Below are 23,434 nucleotides of genomic sequence, written 5' to 3'. Positions count from 1 at the left end.
TGGCTTGCAGCAACAAGCGGAGGAAATTCCTGCTGTTCACGATCGGAAACACTTGTTATGCATAAGTTGAGGCTCCGCAACCCGGGTTGACGGGGCCTCACAACGCATTGTGCGCGCCAAGCGCGAGCAAAAGCGCCCATATCTGCCTATTTCAGGCCGACGCCGAGGAACTGGGTCGGGCCGAACGGATCGATCTTGAAGCCGGTCACGTCTTTTGAGATCGGTTGATAGACCGTGGAGTGGGCAATCGGCGTGAATGGAACCTGGTCCTTGAAGATCACCTGCGCCTCCATGTAGTCCTTGGTGCGCTGAGCGAGGTCCGTGGTGCTGCGGGCGCCCGTGATCAGGTCGTCGAAGGGCTTGTAGCACCATTTCGAGAAGTTGCTGCCGTTCACCGCCGCGCAGCCCAGCAGGACGCCCAGCCAGTTATCCGGGTCGCCGTAGTCGCCGGTCCAGCCGATCAGGATGGCCTGATGTTCACCGGCATGAGCCCGGCGGATGTACTCGCCCCACTCGTAGGTGACAATATTCACCTTGACGCCGATCTTCGCCCAGTCGGACTGCAGCATTTCCGCCATCAGCCGGGCGTTCGGGTTGTAGGGCCGCTGCACGGGCATGGCCCACAGCGTCAGATCGAAACCGTCAGGGTAACCGGCCTCCTTCAGCAGGGCCTTGGCCTTGTCGACGTCATACGGCGCGTCTTTCAGACTCTTGTTGTAGCCCCACTGGGTAGGCGGCATCGGATTGGTCGCAATCTGCCCGGCGCCCTGGTACACCGATTCGATGATCGCCTTCTTGTTGATCGACATATCCAGCGCTCGGCGCACCAGCACGTTGTCGAGCGGCTTCTTGGTCGTGTTGTAGCCGAGAATGCCCAGGTTGAAGCCCACCTCGCTCGGCATTGCCAGCGACGGGTCGGCCTTGACCGCTGGGATATCCGCAGGACGCGGATAGCTCATCACCTGGCATTCGCCGCGCTTGAGCTTCTGCAAGCGCACGGCCGGGTCGACGGTGATGGCGAAGATCAGCTTGCTCACTTTCACGACACCTGGCTTCCAGTAGTCCGGATTGCCGTCGAAACGGATCGTGTCGTCTTTGGTATAGCTGCGGAAGATGAACGGCCCGGTGCCGACCGGAAACAGATTGATGTCGGAAGCCTTGCCGGCCTTCAGCAGTTGATCCGTGTACTCGGCGGACAGGATCGAGGCAAACGGCATGGCAATCTGCTGCAGGAACGGCGCGTCGACCTGCTTGAGCGTGAAGCGCACCGTATAGGGGTCAACCGCTTCGATCCTGGCGATATTTTTCGCTAGCCCCAGATCGCTGAAGTAGGGAAACGGCACTGGGTACGCCTTATGAAACGGCTGGTCCGGATCGAGCATCCGCTCGTAGGTGAAAACGACGTCGTCCGCGTTGAATTCGCGGGTCGGCTTGAAGAACGAGGTGGTCTGGAACTTCACGCCATGGCGCAGGTGAAACGTGTATTGCAGGCCGTCCGGCGAGACATCCCAGCTCTCGGCCAGGCCCGGTTCGATGTCCGTGCTGCCGTGCGCGAACTCGACCAGCCGGTTGTAGACCGTATAGGAGCCGGCGGTGAACTCGACGCTGGTGGTGTACTGCGCGGTATCGAAGCCGGCTGGGCTGCCCTCGGAGCAGAACACGAGGGTTTTATCGGGCAGCGCGGCGGCGGGCGCGGTGACGGGTGTAAAGCATGCCGTAGCGACGGCCAGGGTTGTCAAAGCGGGCAGGCAATACTGGCGAACTGCGAACAGCATGGATGACACTGTCATGACGTTCTCCGGGCAGCAACCGGATCGGCTGCCCTTGGATCATAGACAGCCCAATAATCAGCTTCAATCCAGGGTTGTACCCCGCGAGCGTGGCCATTCGGAGCGCGCGTCTGCCGCAGCGCACCAAATCAGGCGGGAGCGCAGCGGCAATGGATTCGGCGGAGGGGTGGCGAGTTGGGCGGAACGCCCAGCGGATCTGGGGCTAGAAATCTGGCAGACATTGAGCCGCGCAGCCAGCCGGCCGCGCGGGGTGAAACTGACGCCTGACGCTTTAAGCGGCTTTAAGCGGCTTTAAGCGCCCAACCGGTCGCAGATGGCTTTGGTTGCCGCCGCGTTGTTGAGCGTATAGAAATGCAGCCCCGGCACCTGCGCGTCGATCAGACGCTGGCACAGGTCCGTGACCACATCCAGCCCGAAGGCGCGAATCGCTTCGCGGTCGTCGCCGAAGCTTTCCAGCCGGCGCGCCACCCAGCGCGGCACTTCGGCACCGCACATCTCGGAGAAGCGCATCAACTGCGAAAAGTTCGTGATCGGCATGATGCCGGGCACGATCGGCACATCGACGCCGAGCTTGCGGGCGTCGTCGACAAAGCGGAAATAGGCGTCCGCGTTAAAGAAGTACTGCGTGATCGCCGAATTGGCGCCGGCCTTCACCTTGCGGGCAAAGTTCTCCAGATCCTGGCGCGGCGAGCGCGCCTGCGGGTGGTACTCCGGGTAGCCGGCCACCTCGATCCAGAACCAGTCGCCGAACTCAGCGCGAATGAAGCTCACCAGTTCCGACGCATAACGCAGCTCGCCCACCTCGCCCATGCCGGACGGCAGGTCGCCGCGCAGCGCGACGATATGACGGATGCCATGCGAGCGGTACTCGTTGAGGATTGCGCGCAGGCTCTCTTTCGACGAGCCGATACAGGACAGATGCGGCGCTGCCGCCAGTCCTTCCTTCGCCATATCGACGACGGTATCGAGCGTGCCCCGCTGCGTCGAGCCGCCTGCGCCGAAGGTGACGGAGACGAACTTCGGCTTGAGCGGCGCGAGCTGCGCACGCGTGGCGCGCAGTTTCTCGATGCCGTCTTCCGTCTTGGGCGGGAAGAATTCGAATGAAATTTCGAGCGGATTCATGACTCAATCGCCGTTCTAGAAATGAAGCTTACTTCAGCCCAGACTGCGGTTGCCGAAGATAAGCGCGGACAGCAGCCATGAAACGATGCTGTACAGGATCGAGCCGAAGAACGCGGACCAGAAACCCGACACTTCGAAGCCCTTCAGCAGCGACGCGCATAGCCAGAAGCACAGTGCGTTGACGACCAGAATGAAGAGTCCGAGCGTGAGAATCGTCACGGGCAGCGTGAGCAGGATCAATATCGGGCGCAGCACGGCGTTGATCAGGCCGAGCACGACGGCAACGATCAGTGCGGTGCCGAAGCTGCGGATATGGATCGAGGGCACGAGGTACGTGATGATCAGGAGCGCGAGCGCATTGATCACCCAGGTCAGCAGCACGGTCATGTAAAGCTCCTTTTGGGCTGAGAGTCCGGAGTTGAGCGGAACAGGCCGGCATTGGAACAAAGGCGGCGCGGCATGCCGCGCCGCCTTGTCTTTTGCCAGCGAGCCTGTCAGCCGGCCTGGCGCCGGCCGGGTGACGGCTTAGTAACGGTAGTGGTTCGGCTTGAACGGACCGTTCTTGTCGACGCCGATGTAGCCAGCCTGCTCGTCCGACAGCACGGTCAGGTTCGCACCGATACGCGCCAGATGCAGACGCGCAACCTTCTCGTCGAGGTGCTTCGGCAGCACGTACACCTTGTTCTCGTACTTCTTGCCCTGGGTGAACAGTTCGATCTGTGCGAGCGTCTGGTTGGTGAACGAGTTCGACATCACGAACGACGGGTGGCCGGTGGCGCAACCGAGGTTCACGAGGCGGCCTTCAGCCAGCAGGATGACGCGTTTGCCGTCCGGGAAAATGATGTGGTCGACTTGCGGCTTGATGTTTTCCCACTGGTACTGACGGGTCGACGCAATGTCGATTTCCGAATCGAAGTGACCGATATTGCAGACGATTGCGTTGTTGCGCATCGCCTTCATGTGGTCGTGGCCGATCACATGGAAGTTGCCGGTGGCCGTCACGAAGATGTCGGCCTTGTCGGCGGCGTATTCCATCGTCACGACGCGGTAGCCTTCCATCGCCGCCTGCAGTGCGCAGATCGGATCGATTTCCGTGACCCACACGGTCGCGCCCAGACCGCGCAGCGATTGCGCGCAGCCCTTGCCCACGTCGCCGTAACCTGCGACCACGGCGATCTTGCCGGCGATCATGACGTCGGTAGCGCGCTTGATGCCGTCGACCAGCGACTCACGGCAGCCATACAGGTTGTCGAACTTCGACTTGGTGACCGAGTCGTTGACGTTGATGGCCGGGAACGGCAGACGGCCTTCCTTTTCCATCTGGTACAGACGGTGCACGCCAGTCGTGGTTTCTTCGGTCACGCCCTGGATGTGCGCGAGGCGCGTGGAGTACCACGTCGGGTCTGCATCGAGGTGCGAGGCGATCGACTTGTACAGTGCGACTTCTTCGTCGTTGGTCGGCTTCGAGATGACCGAGCGGTCCTTCTCGGCCTTCGAACCGAGGATCAGCAGCAACGTGGCGTCGCCGCCGTCGTCGAGGATCATGTTGGCGAATTCGCCGTTCGGCCATTCGAAAATGCGGTGCGAGAATTCCCAGTACTCGTCGAGCGATTCGCCCTTGAACGCGAACACCGGCGTGCCGGCCTTGGCGATCGCGGCAGCGGCGTGATCTTGCGTCGAGAAGATGTTGCACGATGCCCAACGGACGTCGGCGCCGAGCGCGGTCAGCGTTTCGATCAGCACGCCGGTCTGGATCGTCATGTGCAGCGAACCGGCAATGCGCGCGCCCTTCAGCGGCTGCTGAGTCTTGTACTCTTCGCGCGTTTGCATGAGACCGGGCATTTCGGTCTCGGCGATGTTCAGTTCCTTGCGGCCCCAGTCGGCCAGCGACAGGTCGGCAACGAGGTAGTCTTGGGAAGCTTGGGAATCGATAACTGCGGCGTTCATCACGCCCTCCTTTCTAAGAAATTGACTAGAAATTTGACGTGAGCGCGGTTCGATGCGGTGGATTAGAAAGCGCAGCGCGCATTCAAGCCCTCCGATTGAAAGCCTCCGAGCCTGGCGGGCGGCCGGCGAATGCAGATTCGCGGTACCCGTCGCAACGCTCCTCGAAGACGAAGGGCGATTGTAGCAAATCGAGATGGCTTCGGGGATGTCGGTTCGGTGACGAGGGGAAAACCGTGTCGCACCGCCCAGATGAGTGCGGCGCGAGCGCACCGCGCCATCGAGGCGAACTACGAAGCGGTGCCGGTGGCCGCGCTCAGCGAGCGCAGTTGTGCAATGTTGGCTTGGGCCGTCGCGACGAACTGCTCGGAGAGCCGGAAGGCCTCCGCGACATCCGCCTGCACCGGCGCTTGCATGCCAAAGCAGATGCGAAAGTAGCGCTCGGCATGAATGCGCGGATGGTAGTGCATGCGCACCCGCTTGGCGTCGGTCAGACGCTGGTTGCCGAACAACTCACGCAACGCCCAGGAAAACGCGCCGTCTTCGCCGCCGTTGCGGCGGAAAAACGGGTCCATCGGAAAACCGCCGAACGCGGCGTAGACCGGCCGGCGAATCACCAGACTGCTGGGCACCGTATTGCTGAGCGTCGCCGCGTGGCCCTCGAAGAGCGGATGCCCGACGATCTCGGCCGGAAACCCGGCGTATTCGACATCGAGCCGGATCGAGGCTTCGCTCGGATTCTGCTCCAGATAGCCACTTGCCGCGGCGAGCGCGCCGGGGATGTACTCGTCGTCGGCGTCGATAAAGGCCAGGAGCGGCTGCGTGGCATGCATCGCAGCCCAGTTGCGGGCCCGCGCCGCGCCGCCGTTCACCGGCATCTGCAGCAGCCCGACGCGCGGATCACGCTCACCGTAGTGGCGCACCACCTCGATCGAAGCATCCGTCGAGCCGTCGTCCACGACGATAATCTGCGCCGCCTCCGGCTGGATGATGCAGCTTTCCAGCGTACGGGCGAGCGTTGCCGCTGCGTTGTAGCAGGGAATGATGATGGAAATGGGCAGCATAAGCGTTGAAAAGCGGCGTAGAAAAGCGGCGCAGATAACCGTAGCGAGGACGGCGCAAAAGTACGGGCAAAGGATGCCGGCCATCATAGCGCGCGCATCGGGCGACCCGTCCTGAAAACACCTACCGTTGCGGCGCAACATAAATATAATGACTTACTATCGTATAAACCATTCCAGATTGGAATTGTGGAGCTGAGACCGTGGAACTTCGTGCCCTCCGCTATTTCGTTGAAGTCGTGCGCCAGCAAAGCTTCACTGTGGCTGCCGAGCAGATGTTCGTGACCCAGCCGACCATCAGCAAGATGGTGAAGTCGCTGGAAGACGAGATCGGCTCGCCCCTCTTGCTGCGCGACGGCCGCCAGATGGTGCTGACCGACGCCGGGCGCATCGTCTACCAGCGCGGTCAGGATGTGCTCGCCGCACACGCGCAATTGCAGGCCGAACTCAACGACCTCGACACGCTCGGCCGGGGCGAGCTGACCATCGGCATTCCGCCGATGGGCGGCTCGCTCTTCACGCCGGCCATCGCCGCCTTCCGGCAACGCTATCCGAAGATCGAACTGAAGCTGTTCGAGCAAGGCTCGCGGGCCATCGAGGCCGCGCTGATCAGCGGCGAACTCGAACTGGGCGGCGTGCTGCAGCCGGTCGACCCCGAAAACATCGACGTACTGCCGATGACGCACCAGTTGCTCTGGCTGGTGGCGCGCCGCGACTCGCGCTGGGATAGCCTGCAGCAGGTGCCGCTGGCGGATCTGGCGGGCGAGCCATTCGTGTTCTATGGCGAAAGCCTCGCCCTCAACGACGTCGTGCTGAACGCCTGCCGGGCAGCCGGCTTCGCGCCGACCATTGTCGGGCGCAGCGGGCACTGGGATTTCATGGCGGCACTGGTGCTGGCGGGCGTGGGCATCGCGCTGTTGCCGGCGCCCTATTGCCGGCGGCTCGACGCCACGCAATTCACCTGCCGGCCAGTGGTCGAACCCGAGATTCCGTGGGAAATGGCGATCGGCTGGCGGCGCAACGGCTACCTCTCACACGCCGCGCGCGCATGGCTCGAAGTGGCGCGTGAGACCCTGCCCTCCCAGGCCGGCGACGACCTGATGCACTGGCCCGACATCGGCATCACCGGGCTTGCGCCGCAGGATGCCGGGCCGGGGACCGCTTAGGGGAGTGCTGAGGGGCGCATTCAGGCCGCCACTGCGATTTACTGCTGTTGCTGGGCGTCGACGAACTCGATGCGGCGGTTCGCAAAACGGCCGCTTGCGGTGTCGTTGCTCGCCACCGGGCGCGCGTCGCCGTAGCCTTGCGCCGTCAGCGAGTCAGCCGGCACGCCGGTCTTGATGAGGAAGGCCCGCACCGACTCGGCGCGCTTCTTCGACAGCGACAGGTTCGCCGCGTCGCCGCCCACGTTGTCCGAGTAGCCGGCTACTTCGAGCTTGGCGGCACGACCGTTGTGCGAGCACGCCATCAGCACCTGGGCCGACTGGCGCAGATCTTCGATGGCCGATGCCGGCACACGAGCGCTCGCGCTCGTGAAGTTGATCACCTGCAGGTTCAGCACCTTGACCACATCGGCCACCGCGCAGGAGCTATCCGGCGCGAGCAGGCCCTTGATGGCGCTGCGGAACGTCTGCGTGGCGTCGGCCACGGCTTGATCCACGTTGAACGAACCGATCTGATACGACGCGCCAAACAGCGACTTCAGGCGTTCGAGCCAGCCGAGCCTGGCATTGGCGGCCGCGCCGCTCAGTTCGATATGCGCGCCGTCCAGCTTTACTTCCGCGCCCGGCAGAGCCATCAACGGCAGCAGCGCGTCGAGATGCGAGAGCCAGTCGGCCGGTTTGGTGTCCGGGTCGACGGCGATGTTCGCGGTGAAGTGGCCGGCGCCGAATTTCTTCGTCAGCGCGTCGAGCAAGCTGGCTTTCTCTGCTTCACTGCCGACGGTTGCCGTCAGCGTCGGCTTGCCGGCCGGATCGACCGTGAAGCTCAACTGGCTGTCTTTGGTGGGCGCCGGTGCGGCGGCAGGCTGTTGGGCCTCAGTGGCGCTCGCAGCGACCGCCGAAGCTTCGGCAGTTTCCGAAGCCGCAGTCGAAGCAGCCGCGGCCGAAGCCTCGGCAGCGTTTGCTGCGACGCTCGGTGCGGAGGCTGCGACCGCAGCCGGAGCCGCCACGTCTGCACTCTGCTCATGCTGGCAGCCGCGCAGGAACAGGAACGCGAGCACCGCAGCGATGGCGGCGAGCAGCCACCAGAGCCACTTATGCGAGCGCGGCTCGTCGCGCAGAACGGCGTCGACCGGCACGCGCGGTGTAGCCTGAGCGGCAGGCGCCGACGCGGCGACCGGCGTAGCGGGCGCCACCGGATGCTCGATATGTGCGGAGACCGCCTTCAGTTGCGACAGGACCGTGCCCATAAAGGTCGCCACGCCGCCCAAACCGAGCGCCGACAGCAAACCGTCGTTCAGATACGGCGCGATAGCCGGCAATTGATGGCCGAGCAGCGTCGGCAGTTGCCCGACGCTGCCTTGCGCGTTAAGGAAATGGCGCTTCAGGACGCCGAACACGGTCGCACCGACGATGCCTGTCAGGGCATGGGTCGACTGCGCCGGCACGCCGGTTTGGGCCGATACCGTGTCGCTCAGGGCGTCGATCCGACGATCCGTCACGCGCTCCAGCAAGTGCCGGCCAGCCCCTTCGAGCTGGCTCAGGCCAGCGGTGGTAGCGAGCAACTGCGGCAGTTGTTCGCCGATGTGCGCGTTGACTTCCGGCGCCATGATCGCGGTGAAGAGCGAGCGTGCGCCATCCAGCGTCGCGCCCTTTTGCATCAGCGCGGCGACCAGCGACGGCGCCGCAGCGGCAATGACTTTCTCCGTAGCATCAGCCGGCAGCCCGAAACGCCCGGACAGTTGCCGCACCACGGTGTCCGACAAGGCGGACTGAATCAGTTGAATCACGTTAATACTCATCGACTCGCTTCCTTGAAATTCTGAACGCGTCACCTGACACGCTCTTTTCGCCGCGAGAGTATAGGGGCGTGAAAATCTCAAAAATGCGTCGGCAAGATTATTGACAGAAATTCAGAATAATCCTCGGATATTTTTAGGTGGCCATTTTATTTTTGAAAACGCGGCCACCGTCCGGCTTGCAGCATGGGTTCCCCCAACGACAGATTGCCAATGGAGATGTAAGAGTAATCTGCCAGAATCACACGGATTAATCTGATTGAATTGCTGCGGCATATTCGCGAAAAACTATTTGGCGAGACGCAAGCGGTCTTTAATGAGTACGGCCTGCGTTATTTTTAAAGAAATCCGGCGTTATATCGAAATAACCTGTGCAGGCAAGGCCGCCGGATTCGCCTCACCTCGCGCCACTTCAAGCCGCCACCTCAAGCCACCGCGCCGGCGGCCACCCCAACCTGCGCCGCGGCTCCGGCGCGCTGCGCCGTCGCAATGAACTCGGCGGCCCGCTCACCGATCATCACCGTCGGCGCATTCGTGTTGCCGCCGATCAAGGTCGGCATCACGGACGCATCGACGATTCGCAGCCCCGTCACGCCGCGCACCCGTAACTGCGGATCGACCACGGACGCGGCATCGCTACCCATCCTGCAGGTCGCGACCGGGTGATAAATCGTATCGGCGTGTGCGGCGATGGTCTCGCGCAACTCAGCATGATTCTGGCCTGAATGCGTGTACAACTCCTTGCCGCCGCATACCGCGAGCGACGGTGAGTCGAGAATCCGCCTTGCAATCAGCCCGCCCTCCACCAGCAGGTCCAGATCGCGCGAATCGCTCAGGAAGCGCGGATCGATCACCGGCGCCTCGCGCGCATCGGCGCTTGCGAGCGTCACCGTGCCGCGGCTATGCGGACGCAGCACGCAGACGTGCAGCGAATAGCCGTGCCCCCAATGCATATGGCGGTTGTGATCGTCGACCAGCGCGGCGCAAAAATGCAATTGCAGATCGGGGCGCTCCAGCGTGGGCCTGCTCTTGAGGAAGCCGCCCGCCTCGGCGACGTTGCTCGACAGCATGCCCGTGCCGTGCCGCATGAAGGTCACGAACTGCGGCAGCATCCGCGCGATCCCGCGCAGCGAAAAGCCAGTCGGCTCGATCGACCTCACCCGCTTGTTGATGGTGAAGTCGATATGGTCGATCAGGTTCTGGCCGACCTGCGGCGCGTCGTGAATCACCGGTATTCCGAACGCTTGCAGTTGCGCAGCCGGCCCGATCCCCGAGCACATCAGCAACTGCGGCGTATTGAACGCGCCCGCCGCGAGCACCACCTCCGCACGCGCTTCGAGCGTTTCGGTGCACCCGCCACGCACGATCTCGACACCGCTCGCCCGCTTGCCATCGAAGATCACGCGCAGCACCGTCGCATCGGCGAGCGTGTGCAGATTGGGCCGCTCGCGGTCGTAGATATACGCTCGCGCCACGCTGCAGCGCCGTCCGTCGCGCTGGGTAACCTGGTAGAAACCGATTCCTTCCTGCTCGACGCCGTTGAAGTCGGGATTGGCCCGGTGGCCCGCTTCGAGAGCGGCCTGCACGAAACGCTGCGAGAACGGATTGCGATAGCGCAGATCGCTGACCGTAAGCGGTCCATCCGCGCCATGCCACGCATCGGCGCCGCGTTGATTACCCTCCGCGCGGCGAAAGTACGGCAAAACATCGGCCCACCCCCAGCCGTCGCAGCCGAGTTGCGCCCATTCGTCGTAATCGAGCGGATGGCCGCGCGTGTAGATCATGGCGTTGATCGCGCTCGACCCGCCAAAGCCGCGCCCGCGCGGTTGATAACCGCGGCGCCCGGCGAGCGCCGGTTGCGGCGTGGTCTCGTAGCCGTAGTTGGTCTTGAGCTTGTTGGGCACGACGGCTGCGACGCCGACCGGCATGTTGACGAACAGATTGCGGTCGGTGTGCGGCCCGGCTTCGATCAGCGCGATCGTCGCATCGGGACAGGTGTCCGCCAGCCGGCCCGCCAGCGAACAGCCGCCGGACCCCGCACCTACGATGATGTAGTCGTATTGCATGCGCTCCTCCTGATGCGGGCCACAGTGGCTGCATGGGACCGGAGTTAGCGCTTTAGCGCTTACTCCGGTCCCATGCAGCTTGTTGCGGCCGATCCCACGCAAAGTGGTTACTGTCTCTGGTTGCTGTCTCGTGCACACTTGTCTACGTGTGTTCCTGCGCATTGTAGGGATGCGTTGCCAACGCGCGGCGGGATCGTGCCAGAGCGATCCCTCTAAACGAAAAGCGCAGCGCGACCCTATGATGAAAGATGGCTGCCGAGGTGGAACCGGTAGCGCCCGAGACCGCTTGAGCCCCCCTGCACGCCGGCATGGCGAGGCCCGCGCGGCTTACAAACACGGCATTCAAACGCAGCGCAACGCGCCCGAGCGCGATGACAAGCGCCACAGCATGCACCGATAAAACAGCGCTCCGAGCGGATCCTGACCGGACCCCGGCGCGCATCCGGCAAAGACGGAGACAGCAGATGGAACGGCACGGCCCCGGCAAAACGCACGACGTCACGAATCAGGTTCCGCCTCTCGCGGATTACAACCTGTTTGCCTGCGATACCGCCCTCGTCGCCGCACTCGAACGCGACGGCGCCGGTTGGCATCGCGACGCGCTGCTGCGCCACGGCGCCGCGCTGACCACGCCGGACACGCTCGCGCTGGCCGAACTGGCGAACCGCCACACTCCTGAACTGTTCACGCATAATCCGCGCGGCGAGCGTATCGACGCGCTGGAATTTCACCCGGCGTGGCACAGCCTGCTGGCGCTGCTGCGGCGCGAAGGTCTGCACGCCCTGCCGTTTTCCGATCCGCAACGCGGCGCCATGGCAGCGCGCTGCGCCGGCTACTTCCTGCATGCACAGATCGAGTCTGGTTCGCTGTGCCCGCTCACCATGACCTTCGCCAGCATTCCGGTGCTGCAGCGCGAACCGGCGCTCTTCGACACGTTGCGCGACAAGCTCTATGCCCGCGAACACGATCCGCGCGACCTGCCGCTGGCGCAGAAAGGCTCGGCGATGATCGGCATGGGCATGACCGAGAAACAGGGCGGCTCGGATGTGCGCAGCAATCAGACTCACGCCTACGCCACGGGCGCTGGTGGACGCGGCACTGAATACCGGCTGGTCGGCCACAAGTGGTTCTTTTCGGCGCCGCAATGCGACGCCCACCTGGTGCTCGCCCGCACCGACGATCAGGCAGGCCTGTCGTGTTTCTTCGTGCCGCGCTTTGCCCCGGACGGCAGCAAGAACGCGGTGCAGATCCAGCGCCTGAAAGACAAGCTCGGGAATCGCTCGAACGCGAGCAGCGAGGTGGAATTCCTCGACGCGTACGGCATCCTGATCGGCGATGAAGGCCGTGGCGTGCCGACCATCATCGAAATGGCGAACTACACGCGGCTCGACTGCGTGATAGGCAGTGCGGCGCTGATGCGTGCGGCGCTGGTGCAGGCAATTCACCACGCGCGGCATCGCAGCGCGTTCGGCCGGCATCTGGCCGAGCAACCGCTCATGCAAAACGTGCTCGCCGATCTCGCTCTGGAATCCGAAGCGGCTACGGTCCTCTTCATGCGTCTCGCGCGCGCCTTCGAGGATGCCGCCAGCGCCCCCGAAGAACGCGCGTGGCGGCGCATCGTCACCCCCGCGGCCAAGTACTGGGTCTGCAAGCGCACGCTTGAATTCACCGGCGAGGCGATGGAAGTGTGGGGCGGCAACGGTTATGTCGAAGAGGGGCCGATGGCGCGCTTCTATCGCGAGGCGCCGGTCAATTCGATCTGGGAAGGTTCAGGCAATGTGATGTGCCTCGACGTGTTGCGCGCCGTGGAGCGCGAAGCCGATGCCGCGCAGGCGCTGTTCGCCGCGTGGCAGACCCAGGCGCAGGCGCATCCCGCGCTTGCCACGGCATTGCAGCGCCTTGCCGCCACGCTCAACGAGGCGCCGCACACGCGTGAAGCCTCGGCGCGGCGGATCGCCCAGCAAATCGTCCTGATCGCCCAGGCCACGCTGCTCGTGCGCCACGCTCCGGCTGCCGTCGCCGACGCCTTCATCGCCACACGTCTGGCCGACGGCTGCGGCGAAAGCGGCCGGGTGTACGGCACCTTGCCGGCCAGCTTCGATCATGCGGCGATTATCGAGCGGGCTTTCCCAGCCTGATGAACGGCTCGATGTGCGACCTGATGAGCCGCCTCCTGAGCGCCTCAACCTGCTGCTCGACGAGCGGCACGCTCGCCGGTTCTCCAATCACTACACCCATAAGCGCGGCCCACCGCGCACCGACCCATCCAGCAAGGGGGAGTACACATGAAGAACGACCTGCCTGAGATTGCCGCGCTCGAAGCGCTGCTGCGCGAGCAGCGGCTCAGCTATCTGCGTGCGCCGTACCCGTCGTGGGAAACACGCGCAGCGCATCTGAAGGCATTGCGCAAGATGCTGCTCGACAACCGCGACGCGCTCGCCGAGGCGATGAACGCGGACTTCGGCAACCGCTCGAAAGAGGAGATCCTGCTGGCGGAATTCCTCGTGGTGAAAGAGGAAATCGACGCCGCGCTCAAGCACGGCAAGCGCTGGATGAAAACTCAGCGGCGCAGCACCAACAAGTGGCTATTGCCGGCGCGCGCCAAGGTGATTCCGCAGCCGCTCGGCGTGGTCGGCATCATCGTGCCGTGGAACTACCCAGTGCTGCTCGCCGCCGGTCCGCTGGTGAGCGCCCTCACCGCTGGCAACCGCGCCGTCATCAAGATGTCGGAGCTGACGCCGCGCACCTCGGCGCTGTTCGAACAACTGATCGGGCAAACCTTCGCTCGCGACCAGGTCACGGTCGTGAACGGCGATGCCGCGCTCGCCGCCGCCTTCAGCGCGCAGCCCTTCGATCACCTGCTGTTCACCGGCTCGACCAAGGTAGGCCACGAGGTGATGCGCGCCGCCGCCGAGCATCTGACGCCGGTCACGCTCGAACTGGGCGGCAAGTCGCCCGCCATCATCGGCCCGCATGCGCGCTTCGACAACGCAGTCGACAACCTGATTGCCGGCAAGACGCTGAACGCCGGTCAGACCTGCGTCGCGCCGGACTATGTGCTGGTGCCGCGCGGCAAGGAACAAGCCTTCATCGAACGGGCGCGGGCACGGATGGCGGCGATGTACCCGGATTTCACGCGCAATCGCGACTACACCTCGATCATCTCCGGGCGTCATTTCGACCGGCTGCAGCGCCTCGCCGACGAGGCGCAAGCTGCGGGCGCACAGCTCCATCCGCTCGCCGACGGCGGCGCCGACCCTGCCACCCGGCGCTTTCCGCTAATCGCCGTGACCCAGGCGTCCGACCAGAGCGCGCTGATGCAGGAGGAGATTTTCGGGCCGCTGCTGCCGATCGTGCCGTACGACACGCTCGATGAAGCGATCGCCTGGATCAACGCCCGGCCGCGGCCGCTCGCACTGTATCTCTACGACGAGGATGCAAGGACCATCGAACGGGTCGAGCAGGAAACCATCGCCGGCGGCATGGCGGTCAACGAAACGTTGATGCATCTAGCCTGCGAAAGCCTGCCGTTTGGCGGAGTCGGCGCGAGCGGAATGGGCGCCTATCACGGCTATGAGGGTTTCGTGACCTTCTCGAAGATGAAGCCGGTGCTCACCCAGGCGCGCTGGAATGCCCGTGGGCTGATTTCGCCGCCGTACGGCAAGCGCGTCAATGCACTGCTCAAGTTGATGTTGCGTCTGTAGCTGCGGCTGTAGTTGTGTGTGTAGTCGCGGCTGATGTTGCGGCTGCAGGGCAAGCGGGCCGCATAGTGCGGGATGCGCCCTAGACGCGCTTCGCGCCGACCGGCTCGATGGCCGTCGACGGCGGCTCGTCCGCCGCGCCGCTTTCCAGCCGGTGCAGCCAGGCCAGCAGTTCCGCCACCGCCTGATAGAGCTGTGGCGGGATGCGCGAATCGAGGTCCACCTGCATTAGCAGCGACACCATCTCGGGCGCCTCGTGCACATAGAGGCCGGCCTCCTTGGCGCGCTGAATGATCATCTCCGCGACGAGCCCATAGCCCTTCGCGACCACGCGCGGCGCGAATTCGCTGCTTTGGGCGTCGTAGACGAGCGCGGCCGCGCTTTTGCGATTCCTGCGGCTCATCACATGTCCCAGTCGAAATCGGTATCGGGCGTCGTGGTCGGCCATTGGGCGCGCTCGGGGCGAGCCGCACGGGACTGACGCTGCGGCCACTCGGAGCGTTCGGGACGCGCCGGCCGCTGGGGCCGCTCTGACTTGGCGCCACGGCGCGGCGCGCCCGCAGGTTCGCCGGCCGGCGCCGTCCGGGCGTAGGCCGAAGCCGCGGCCGCCTGGGCAGCCGCAGCAGCGGCGGCATTCGGCGTCGCTCCCGGCGCCGCGCCGCCGATCTCGCGAATCGACAGGCCGTTCAGTTCGATCCCGGCTGCCGCCAGACGCTGCCGAAAACTCTCGCTTTGCTCGGCGAGCCGCGCCGCGCCGAGCGGACTGGCCAGCACCCGTGCCGATAGCCTGTTGCCGTTGAGGACGAGCTCCGCATCCACCGTGCCGAGCAGCGGTAACGACAGCGTGAGCCGGGTGCGCCACGGATAGTCCTCCTCCGTAGCGGCGCCGCCTCCGCCGCGCTCCCACTCGTCGCCCTCCTGCTCGATGGTCCAGTCGAGCTTGGCGCCCGGCCACGCTTCGCCGCTCCAGCGAAACTGGCCGGTAGCGAGCATGTCGAGTTGCTGGCGCACCAGCGGCACCGTCGCCGCATTGACCGCTGCGGCCATCGATTGGGTGGTCTGGGTCGGCGTGTCTCCCAGTTGGGCAGTGGCGGCATGCAGCGCCGCCCGCTCGGGCGTGGAAGACAGTTCGGAAAGCGAATTCGCCAGCACTTCGCCGGCGGCGAAACGCGCCGCCTGGGGCGACTGGATCGAGGTCGCCGAGCGTGTGGCGGCGTTGCCCTCGGGACCGCCATTGCCGGCTTGCGTCGCGCCCGGACGGCCCTGTTGCGCGGCGGCCGAGCCGGGCTGGCCGCCGCCGTCGGCGTCATCGGCCCAGTCGAGCGGCAACTGCGCGGCGCCATCGAGAAGACGGTTTTGCGGTTCGTTGGCGAGATCGGCGGGCGTGAGCTGGCCGGCGAGCCACTGCGCGAGATGCGCCTCGTAGAAGAGGCCGCTGCCAGCCACGGTCTGTTCGAGCGCTGCCGCAAGCGCCGCTACCGGTACCGGTACCGGCGAGGCCGCCACGCTGGTGGCGGTAGTCGCGGCAGTGCCGTTGGCCGCAGCGCCGCTCGTGCTGCTCGTGCCATTCGCCGCATTCGCGCCATTCGCCGTGCCGGCAGTATTCGCCGCGTTGGCATTGCCCGGCGCGGCAGAGCCGGCGCCACCCGCCGTCTGGGCATCGAGCGATTCAAACAGGGGAAGTTCGGCCATCTCGACGTCGAGCGCCGGTGCGGCGGGCCAGATCGGCAACTGGCCGAGCACGGCCGGAGTCGCGTCGCCGCCGGACAGGACAATCGCGTTGAGTGTCTGCGCCACGGCCGACAGGATGGTCTGCGCGGAGGCAGGTGGCGGCGCCGGCACCTCGGGCACGCCCGGCGTAACCGGGGCGTCGGTGCTCAGCGCGGAGGCGCCGGTTTGCGAGGCGCCCGTGGCGCCAGGTGCAATATTGAGCAGACTGTCGACCCGGCTCGCAAGCAGCGAAGCGATGGCCGTGTCGATTCCGTTCATGCCGGTTCCTTTGGGGGATTTTGCTACTGACTGCGCGCGGCTAACGCAGTCAATTTATCGCAATCAAAAAAGCTCAGCGGGCTCCGTACAATTCCTTGAGCACCCGAGCCGGCCGACCCGCAAACAGCGCCGACAGGTTCGCCATACGAGGGTTCGCGAGATCCCGGATGGCCGCATCGTCCGCCAGAATCTGGCGAATCAGGTCGTATTTGCGCGCCCGCTCCACTTCGTCGAGCCTCACCCCGGTTTCCGCGTCCTGCAATGCGTCGACCAGGTGCCGGTATTCTTCCTGCAAGGGCACCAGATCGTTCCACAGGGCGCGACGCGCTGCCGTCAGCATGCGTGCGGAAATCGCTGCGATTGCCTCGTAGCGGGCAAAATATTCTGCGTTCGAAGTCATCTCATACTTTCCGCGGACGGCTGTGCCGCCATCCGCGCGATCTCCGGGGCTATCCCGATCCAGGCTTCTTCGAGCGTGGCCAGCAGGCGGTCGATTTCGACCAGCATGGCCTCGCTCTGCTTTACGTTGGCTTCGAACAAACGGCGCGACATGTAGCTATACAGCGCGTTCAGACGCTCGCCGATCTCACCGCCCGCTTCGACGTTGAGCGACGCTTGCAGCCCGCTTTCAATAATCCGGATCGCCTTGCTGATCGCCTCCCCGCGCGCCGCCACCGACGTCACACCGCCTTGCTGCATATGCATGCGTGCCTGGGCGATGGCCTGGCGAGCGCCTTGATACAGCATGACGATCAGACGATGCGGATTGGCACCCATCACCCCTGTCTCGACGCCGACACGTGCGTATGCGTTGGCTCCAGCGTGTCCTGGGGAAAACATCGGCGCTCCTCCTTTGCTGCGGAATCGGAAAGTATGAGACGTGTCTCCGCGGCACGTTGTCGCGCCCGGATTTCTGCCTGTACCTGGTTATCGGATAGGCAAGCGAAAAGCTTTAGGCCGCTGTAAGGAGGTTTAAGGCGAATTGCCGCAAAATGTAGCAGCTCGACGCGCAGCAAAGCCGCGCAACAGATCCCGGCCGCGAGCCCCCGCTCGTGGACCGATTACCGGCAACCCTGACACCTGCAGACCCGCCGGTACACCCGCCAGTTGCTACATCGTCAAACCGACATCTGCATGATGTCGTTGTAGGCGGACACCAGCTTGTTGCGCACCTGCAGGCCAAACTGGAAGCCCAGGTTGGCCTTCTGCCCATCGATCATCACGTCGTTCAGCGACACGTTGGGCGCACCGACTTCGAACGCCTGCGCCTCGCCGACGGCGGCTTTCTGGTCGCCGCTGATCTTGTCGAGCGAAGCCTTGAGCGCCGATGCAAAACCGCTCGAGCTAGCCGCACCGGACTGATCCGCCACCGATTCGGTACCGCCGGCGGCCTGCGCGGCCATCGCCTGCATCTGCTGCAGCGCCGACGAGAGCGCGTTCACGGGCATTGTCATGTTCTCTCCAGATGGAAGGTAGAGCGGCGCGGCCAAGCTTGGCCAAGCCTGCCGATCTGACCGAGAGAATATCAGCGGGTCCATTTCGAAAGCCGCGAAAGTAGGGGGGAAACCCTGCTCTATTCGAGCAATCGGGTTGCCCGTGCCTGCGCATAATTCCAATCGTGAAAGTCTCTGTCCGTGCGCCCGCCGACCCCGGTGTGGCGGCAGGCGGCAGGACCCCAGGCATCCCGGAGATACCCGACGCATGGATTCGTCAGCCAACTCGTTGATTAACCCCGACGCCCGCATGGGCCTCGCCGGCGCACAAGCGCCAGGCGTCGCCACGCCAGGCGCCGGCCAGGCCGGCGGCAGCGCCGACCTGGGCGGTGGCGGCCTCGGCGGCAACTTTACCCAGCGCCTGTCCGGCTTGACGCAGATGCGCGGCAACCCGCGCGCCCCGCTGATCTTCGCAGTGGCCGTGCTGGTCGCCGTGGTGGTCGGCCTGTGGCTCTGGTCGCGCGCGCCGGACTACAAGGTGCTGTACAGCAACCTGTCCGACCAGGACGGCGGCGCCATCATTACCGCCCTGCAGCAGGCCAATATCCCCTATAAGTTCTCCGACGGCGGCGGCGCGATCCTCGTGCCGTCCGAGCAGGTGCACGAAATGCGCCTGCGCCTCGCCTCGCAGGGTCTGCCCAAGAGCGGCTCGGTCGGCTTCGAACTGATGGACAACGAGAAGTTCGGCATCAGCCAGTTCGCCGAGCAGGTGAACTACCAGCGCGCGCTGGAAGGCGAGCTCGAACGCACCATCGAATCGCTCTCGACGGTCAAATCGGCGCGCGTGCATCTGGCCATCCCTAAGCCTTCGGTATTCGTGCGCGATCATGAAGCGCCGTCCGCCTCGGTACTGGTGAACCTCTACCCGGGCCGCATGCTCGACGAAGGCCAGGTGGTGGCGATCACCCATATGGTGGCCTCGGCCGTGCCCGACATGCCGCCGCGCGGCGTGACGATCGTCGACCAGGACGGCAACCTGCTGACCCAGCCGCCCTCCGGCGCCGGTCTCGACGCCTCGCAGCTCAAATACGTGCAACAGGTCGAACGCAATACGCAGCAACGCATCGACGCGATCCTGGCGCCCTTGTTCGGCGCCGGCAACGCGCACTCGCAGGTGAGCGCCGACGTCGATTTCTCGCAGATCGAACAGACCTCGGAAAACTACGGTCCAAACGGCAATCCGCAGCAGGCGGCGATTCGCAGCCAGCAGACCAGCTCCGACACGGAACAGTCGCAAGGCGGCGCCTCGGGCGTGCCGGGCGCACTCTCGAACCAGCCGCCGCAGCCCGCCTCCGCGCCGATCAACGCGCCCAGCGGCGCGAGCAGCACGAGCACGACGCCGATCAGCGACCGCAAGGATGCGACCACCAACTACGAACTCGACAAGACCGTGCGTCATGTCCAGCAGTCGATGGGCAACATCAAGCGGCTGTCGGTGGCGGTGGTGGTGAATTACCTGCGTGTAGTGGATGCCAAGGGTCACGCGACCATGCAGCCGCTCACAGCCGACAAGCTCGCCCAGGTCAACCAGCTGGTCAAGGACGCGATGGGCTACAACGCCGAGCGCGGCGACTCGGTGAACGTGGTCAACAGCGCCTTCACCGCCGAACTCGACCCGAACGCGGACCTGCCGTGGTGGCGCACGCCGGAGATGATTGCGCTGGCCAAGCAGCTGGCGACCTATCTGGGCATCGGCGCCGTCGCTCTGTTCCTGTACTTCGTGATGGTCAAGCCGGCCCTGCGCCGCGCCTTCCCGCCGCCCGTGCCGGCCACCGCCGCCGCCCTGCCGTCGCCGGACGAGCCGATGCTGCTCGACGGGCTGCCGGTTTCGGAGCGCAGCGGCAGCTCGGCTAGCGACGATGACGGCGAGTCCGAACTGATGTCGCTCGAGAGCGATAAACACAAATTCGAGCGGAACCTGGAATACGCACGCAACATCGCGCGCCAGGATCCGAAGATTGTCGCAACTGTCGTTAAGAACTGGGTGTCCGATGAGCGCTGAAGGCGTAGTGAAAAGCGCGCTCCTGCTGATGTCGATCGGTGAGGAAGAAGCGGCGCAGGTATTCAAGTTTCTCGGACCGCGCGAGGTCCAGAAGATCGGTGTCGCGATGGCGGCGCTGAAGAACGTCACCCGCGAACAGGTCGACGAGGTGCTGCACGAGTTCGTCCGCGAGGCCGAGCAGCACACCGCGCTGTCGCTGGATTCGAGCGACTACATCCGCTCGGTGCTGACCAAGGCGCTCGGCGACGACAAGGCCGGCGCGATCATCGACCGGATCCTGCAAGGCAGCGATACGAGCGGTATCGAAGGCCTGAAGTGGATGGATTCGGCGGCGGTGGCCGAGCTGATCAAGAACGAGCACCCGCAGATCATCGCGACCATCCTGGTTCACCTGGACCGCGATCAGGCCTCCGAAATCGTCGCCTGCTTCACCGAACGTCTGCGTAACGACGTGCTGCTGCGGATCGCCACGCTCGACGGCATCCAGCCGGCAGCGCTGCGCGAACTGGACGACGTGCTGACGGGCCTCCTGTCCGGCAGCGACAACCTGAAGCGCAGCCCGATGGGCGGCATCCGCACGGCGGCGGAAATTCTCAACTTCATGTCGAGCAACCACGAAGAAGGCGTGCTCGAAAACGTCCGCCAGTACGACGCGGAACTGGCGCAGAAGATCGTCGACCAGATGTTCGTGTTCGAGAACCTGCTGGACCTGGAAGACCGCGCGATCCAGTTGCTGCTGAAGGAAGTCGAGTCGGAAGCGCTGATCATCTCGCTCAAGGGCGCGCAGCCCGCGTTGCGTCAGAAGTTCCTGTCGAACATGTCGCAGCGTGCGGCCGAACTGCTCGCCGAAGACCTGGACGCACGCGGCCCGGTACGCGTCTCCGAAGTGGAAACGCAGCAACGCCGCATTTTGCAGATCGTGCGCAACCTGGCAGAAAGCGGCCAGATCGCGATAGGCGGCAAGGCGGAAGATGCATATGTCTGATCAGGATTCCACGCGCAAGGCGAGCCTCTCGGCCTACCAGCGCTGGGAGATGGCCTCGTTCGACCCGGCGCCGCCGGCGCCGCCCGAGCCGGTCGACGACAGCGGCGCCTTCGAAGCCGAGTTGCAGCACCTGCGCGACGCGGCGCATGCCCAGGGCGTCGCCTCCGGTCACGTGGCCGGCCAGGCGCTCGGCTACCAGGCCGGCTACGATCAGGGTCACGCGCAGGGTTTCGCCCAGGGCCAGGCCGAAGCGCGCGAAGAAGCCGCCCGGCTCGCCGCGCTGGCCGAGACCTTCAAGGCTGCGCTGGACGGCGCGCAACATGAAATTTCGGAAACCCTGGTCGCGCTCGCGCTGGACATCGCGCAGCAGGTGGTGCGCCAGCATGTGCAGCACGACCCCGCCGCGCTGATCGCCGCCGCCCGCGAAGTGCTGGCGGCCGAACCGGCGCTGACCGGCGCACCGCACCTCGTGGTGAGCCCGGCCGACCTGCCGGTGGTCGAGGCGTATCTGATGGAAGAATTGCAGGCGCGCGGCTGGTCCGTGCGCACCGACCCGGCGGTCGAGCGCGGCGGTTGCCGCGCCCACGCCAGCACCGGCGAAGTGGATGCCGGTATCGACACACGCTGGGAGCGGGTTGCTGCCGCCCTCGGCAAGGCAAGCACATGGTGAAGCCGACCATCGCGGAGATCCGCGCCAGCGATCTGACGCCGCTCGAACAGGAGCTGGCGCTGGCGTCGTTCGGCGCCCAGGCGCCGCTCGAGCCGCAGGAGACGCAGAACGCGTCGCGTCCGAAAGCTGCCGCACGGACAGCCGCCTCACGGACGGCTGCCCCGCACGATCCCCGCCATGGTCATTCGACCTCCGCGTTTGCCGCCGCCAGCCGCGACGCCCTGCCGGCCGCCGCGGCCGCGACGCGTCCCGCACCGAACCCGGCGCTCGCCAACAACCCGCATGTGAACGCCTGGCGCGAACATCTGGACGACCTGCGCGCCCGCAACGCGATCGCCCGGCCGATGCGCGCCTGCGGCCGGCTCACCCGGGCGGCGGGCCTCGTGCTGGAAGCCGTCGGGCTGCGCCTGTCGGTGGGCGCCGAAGTGATGATCGAACTGCCGCAGGGCAGCTCGCTGCCGATGGCGGAAGCCGAAGTGGTGGGCTTTGCCGGCGACAAGCTGTTCCTGATGCCGACCACCGAAGTGATCGGCCTGTTGCCGGGGGCACGCGTCTATCCGCTCGAAAGCGCGCCGATCGCCGATCCGATGGCGGGCGCCAAGCGCCTGCCGGTGGGTTGGGAACTGCTCGGCCGGGTACTCGACGCCTCCGGCCGGCCGCTGGACGGACTCGGGCCGCTCGGCGCCAAAGCCGACGCACCGCTCTCCGCCCCGACCATCAACCCGCTGAACCGCGAGCCGATTCACAAGGTGCTCGACGTCGGCGTACGCGCGATCAATGCGCTGCTCACCGTTGGCCGCGGCCAGCGCATGGGACTGTTCGCAGGCTCCGGCGTGGGTAAATCAGTGCTGCTCGGCACGATGGCGCGCTACACCAGCGCCGAAGTGATCGTGATCGGCCTGATCGGCGAGCGCGGCCGTGAAGTGAAGGAATTCATCGAACAGATTCTCGGCGAGGACGGCCTCGCGCGCTCGGTGGTGGTCGCCGCGCCCGCCGACGTCTCGCCGCTCTTGCGGATGCAGGCGGCCGCCTACTCGACCTCGCTCGCCGAATATTTCCGCGATCAGGGCAAGCACGTGCTGCTGCTGATGGACTCGCTGACCCGCTATGCGATGGCGCAGCGCGAAATTGCGCTGGCCGTCGGCGAACCGCCGGCCACCAAGGGCTATCCGCCGTCGGTGTTTGCCAAGCTGCCGGCGCTGGTCGAACGGACCGGCAACGGACCGGCAGGCGGCGGATCGATCACCGCGTTCTACACGGTGCTGACCGAAGGCGACGACCAGCAGGACCCGATCGCCGATTCGGCACGCGCGATTCTCGACGGCCATATCGTGCTGTCGCGCTCGCTCGCCGAGGCCGGCCACTATCCGGCCATCGATATCGAGGCCTCGATCAGCCGCGCGATGACCGCGTTGATCGACGAGCCGCATCTCGAGAAGACCCGTCTGTTCAAGCAGATGCTGTCGCGTTACCAGCGTAACCGCGACCTGATCAATGTGGGCGCCTATTCCAGCGGGCGCGACCAGTTGCTCGACCGCGCGATCGCGCTGTATCCACGCATCGAGGCGTTTTTGCAGCAAGGCTTCCGCGAGTGCGCGGGATTCGACGCGAGTATCGAGAGACTCGATGCGCTGTTTACACAAGGAGGCTGA

19 protein-coding genes and 1 riboswitch are annotated in these 23,434 nt (G+C 65.1%); of the genes, 7 read left to right on the top strand and 12 right to left on the bottom strand.

Annotated features, from left to right (window positions below; all coding sequences use genetic code 11):
* Positions 1-146 precede the first annotated feature (146 nt).
* From BLQ92_RS02830 to BLQ92_RS02810, 5 genes are all read right to left on the bottom strand, one after another.
* The gene (locus tag BLQ92_RS02830) at positions 147-1,790 is read right to left on the bottom strand and encodes an ABC transporter substrate-binding protein (protein ID WP_090681487.1); all 1,644 of its coding nucleotides are present in this window, start codon (positions 1,788-1,790) and stop codon (positions 147-149) included.
* 291 nt (positions 1,791-2,081) lie between these two features.
* On the bottom strand, positions 2,082-2,912 hold the full coding sequence (gene metF / locus BLQ92_RS02825; protein WP_090681484.1) for a methylenetetrahydrofolate reductase [NAD(P)H]: 831 nt from the start codon (positions 2,910-2,912) through the stop codon (positions 2,082-2,084).
* A 33-nt stretch (positions 2,913-2,945) separates the two neighbouring features.
* Positions 2,946-3,299, bottom strand: a complete 354-nt coding sequence (locus BLQ92_RS02820) for a phage holin family protein (protein ID WP_090681481.1) — start codon at positions 3,297-3,299, stop codon at positions 2,946-2,948.
* A 138-nt stretch (positions 3,300-3,437) separates the two neighbouring features.
* Positions 3,438-4,859, bottom strand: coding sequence for an adenosylhomocysteinase (gene ahcY / locus BLQ92_RS02815; RefSeq protein ID WP_090681479.1), 1,422 nt, complete (start codon positions 4,857-4,859; stop codon positions 3,438-3,440).
* A 33-nt stretch (positions 4,860-4,892) separates the two neighbouring features.
* Positions 4,893-5,028: riboswitch (S-adenosyl-L-homocysteine riboswitch) on the bottom strand.
* A gap of 118 nt (positions 5,029-5,146) precedes the next feature.
* Entirely contained in the window at positions 5,147-5,920 is a 774-nt protein-coding gene (locus BLQ92_RS02810; protein ID WP_090681476.1) for a glycosyltransferase family 2 protein, read from the bottom strand.
* A gap of 200 nt (positions 5,921-6,120) precedes the next feature.
* On the opposite strand from BLQ92_RS02810, the gene BLQ92_RS02805 reads away from it, so the two are divergent.
* The gene (locus BLQ92_RS02805) at positions 6,121-7,083 is read left to right on the top strand and encodes a LysR family transcriptional regulator (protein ID WP_090681474.1); all 963 of its coding nucleotides are present in this window, start codon (positions 6,121-6,123) and stop codon (positions 7,081-7,083) included.
* A gap of 38 nt (positions 7,084-7,121) precedes the next feature.
* Here BLQ92_RS02805 and BLQ92_RS02800 read toward each other — a convergent pair whose 3' ends face one another.
* Positions 7,122-8,879, bottom strand: coding sequence for an OmpA family protein (locus BLQ92_RS02800; protein ID WP_090681470.1), 1,758 nt, complete (start codon positions 8,877-8,879; stop codon positions 7,122-7,124).
* A gap of 422 nt (positions 8,880-9,301) precedes the next feature.
* Positions 9,302-10,942 (bottom strand): GMC family oxidoreductase, encoded by a 1,641-nt coding sequence (locus BLQ92_RS02795; protein ID WP_090681468.1) that lies wholly within the window; start codon positions 10,940-10,942, stop codon positions 9,302-9,304.
* 464 nt (positions 10,943-11,406) lie between these two features.
* Here BLQ92_RS02795 and BLQ92_RS02790 point away from each other — a divergent pair, with 464 nt between their 5' ends.
* Positions 11,407-13,080, top strand: coding sequence for an isovaleryl-CoA dehydrogenase (locus BLQ92_RS02790; RefSeq protein WP_090681465.1), 1,674 nt, complete (start codon positions 11,407-11,409; stop codon positions 13,078-13,080).
* A gap of 147 nt (positions 13,081-13,227) precedes the next feature.
* Positions 13,228-14,646 carry a coniferyl aldehyde dehydrogenase gene (locus BLQ92_RS02785; RefSeq protein ID WP_090681462.1) on the top strand — a complete coding sequence of 473 codons (1,419 nt, stop codon included), beginning with the start codon at positions 13,228-13,230 and terminating at the stop codon, positions 14,644-14,646.
* Between the two features lie 79 nt (positions 14,647-14,725).
* Here BLQ92_RS02785 and BLQ92_RS02780 read toward each other — a convergent pair whose 3' ends face one another.
* The 5 genes from BLQ92_RS02780 to fliE form a co-directional block, all read right to left on the bottom strand.
* Entirely contained in the window at positions 14,726-15,046 is a 321-nt protein-coding gene (locus tag BLQ92_RS02780; RefSeq protein WP_090681460.1) for an EscU/YscU/HrcU family type III secretion system export apparatus switch protein, read from the bottom strand.
* Positions 15,046-16,632, bottom strand: coding sequence for a flagellar hook-length control protein FliK (fliK, locus tag BLQ92_RS02775; RefSeq protein ID WP_090681457.1), 1,587 nt, complete (start codon positions 16,630-16,632; stop codon positions 15,046-15,048). Before fliK ends, BLQ92_RS02780 begins: the two co-directional genes overlap by 1 nt.
* Before the next feature lie 73 nt (positions 16,633-16,705).
* Positions 16,706-17,032, bottom strand: coding sequence for a flagellar protein FliT (locus tag BLQ92_RS02770; protein ID WP_090681453.1), 327 nt, complete (start codon positions 17,030-17,032; stop codon positions 16,706-16,708).
* Positions 17,029-17,472 (bottom strand): flagellar export chaperone FliS, encoded by a 444-nt coding sequence (gene fliS / locus BLQ92_RS02765; protein WP_090681451.1) that lies wholly within the window; start codon positions 17,470-17,472, stop codon positions 17,029-17,031. The genes BLQ92_RS02770 and fliS overlap by 4 nt, the downstream gene beginning before the upstream one ends.
* Positions 17,473-17,750: 278 nt before the next feature.
* Positions 17,751-18,086, bottom strand: coding sequence for a flagellar hook-basal body complex protein FliE (gene fliE, locus BLQ92_RS02760; RefSeq protein WP_090681450.1), 336 nt, complete (start codon positions 18,084-18,086; stop codon positions 17,751-17,753).
* A 247-nt stretch (positions 18,087-18,333) separates the two neighbouring features.
* On the opposite strand from fliE, the gene fliF reads away from it, so the two are divergent.
* Genes fliF through fliI form a run of 4 tightly spaced genes read left to right on the top strand, consistent with a single transcriptional unit; the run spans position 18,334 to position 23,434 of the window.
* Entirely contained in the window at positions 18,334-20,127 is a 1,794-nt protein-coding gene (gene fliF, locus BLQ92_RS02755; RefSeq protein WP_090681447.1) for a flagellar basal-body MS-ring/collar protein FliF, read from the top strand.
* Positions 20,117-21,112: a flagellar motor switch protein FliG gene (fliG, locus tag BLQ92_RS02750; protein WP_090681444.1), complete on the top strand. Its 996-nt coding sequence runs from the start codon at positions 20,117-20,119 to the stop codon at positions 21,110-21,112. The genes fliF and fliG overlap by 11 nt, the downstream gene beginning before the upstream one ends.
* Positions 21,099-21,782 (top strand): flagellar assembly protein FliH, encoded by a 684-nt coding sequence (gene fliH / locus BLQ92_RS02745; protein ID WP_175771949.1) that lies wholly within the window; start codon positions 21,099-21,101, stop codon positions 21,780-21,782. The genes fliG and fliH overlap by 14 nt, the downstream gene beginning before the upstream one ends.
* Positions 21,776-23,434 (top strand): flagellar protein export ATPase FliI, encoded by a 1,659-nt coding sequence (fliI, locus tag BLQ92_RS02740; RefSeq protein WP_090681439.1) that lies wholly within the window; start codon positions 21,776-21,778, stop codon positions 23,432-23,434. The genes fliH and fliI overlap by 7 nt, the downstream gene beginning before the upstream one ends.

The sequence above is a fragment of the Paraburkholderia phenazinium genome (assembly GCF_900100735.1).
Taxonomy (GTDB): Bacteria; Pseudomonadota; Gammaproteobacteria; order Burkholderiales; family Burkholderiaceae; genus Paraburkholderia; species Paraburkholderia phenazinia.
This window is presented reverse-complemented; position numbering and strand designations above follow the sequence as displayed.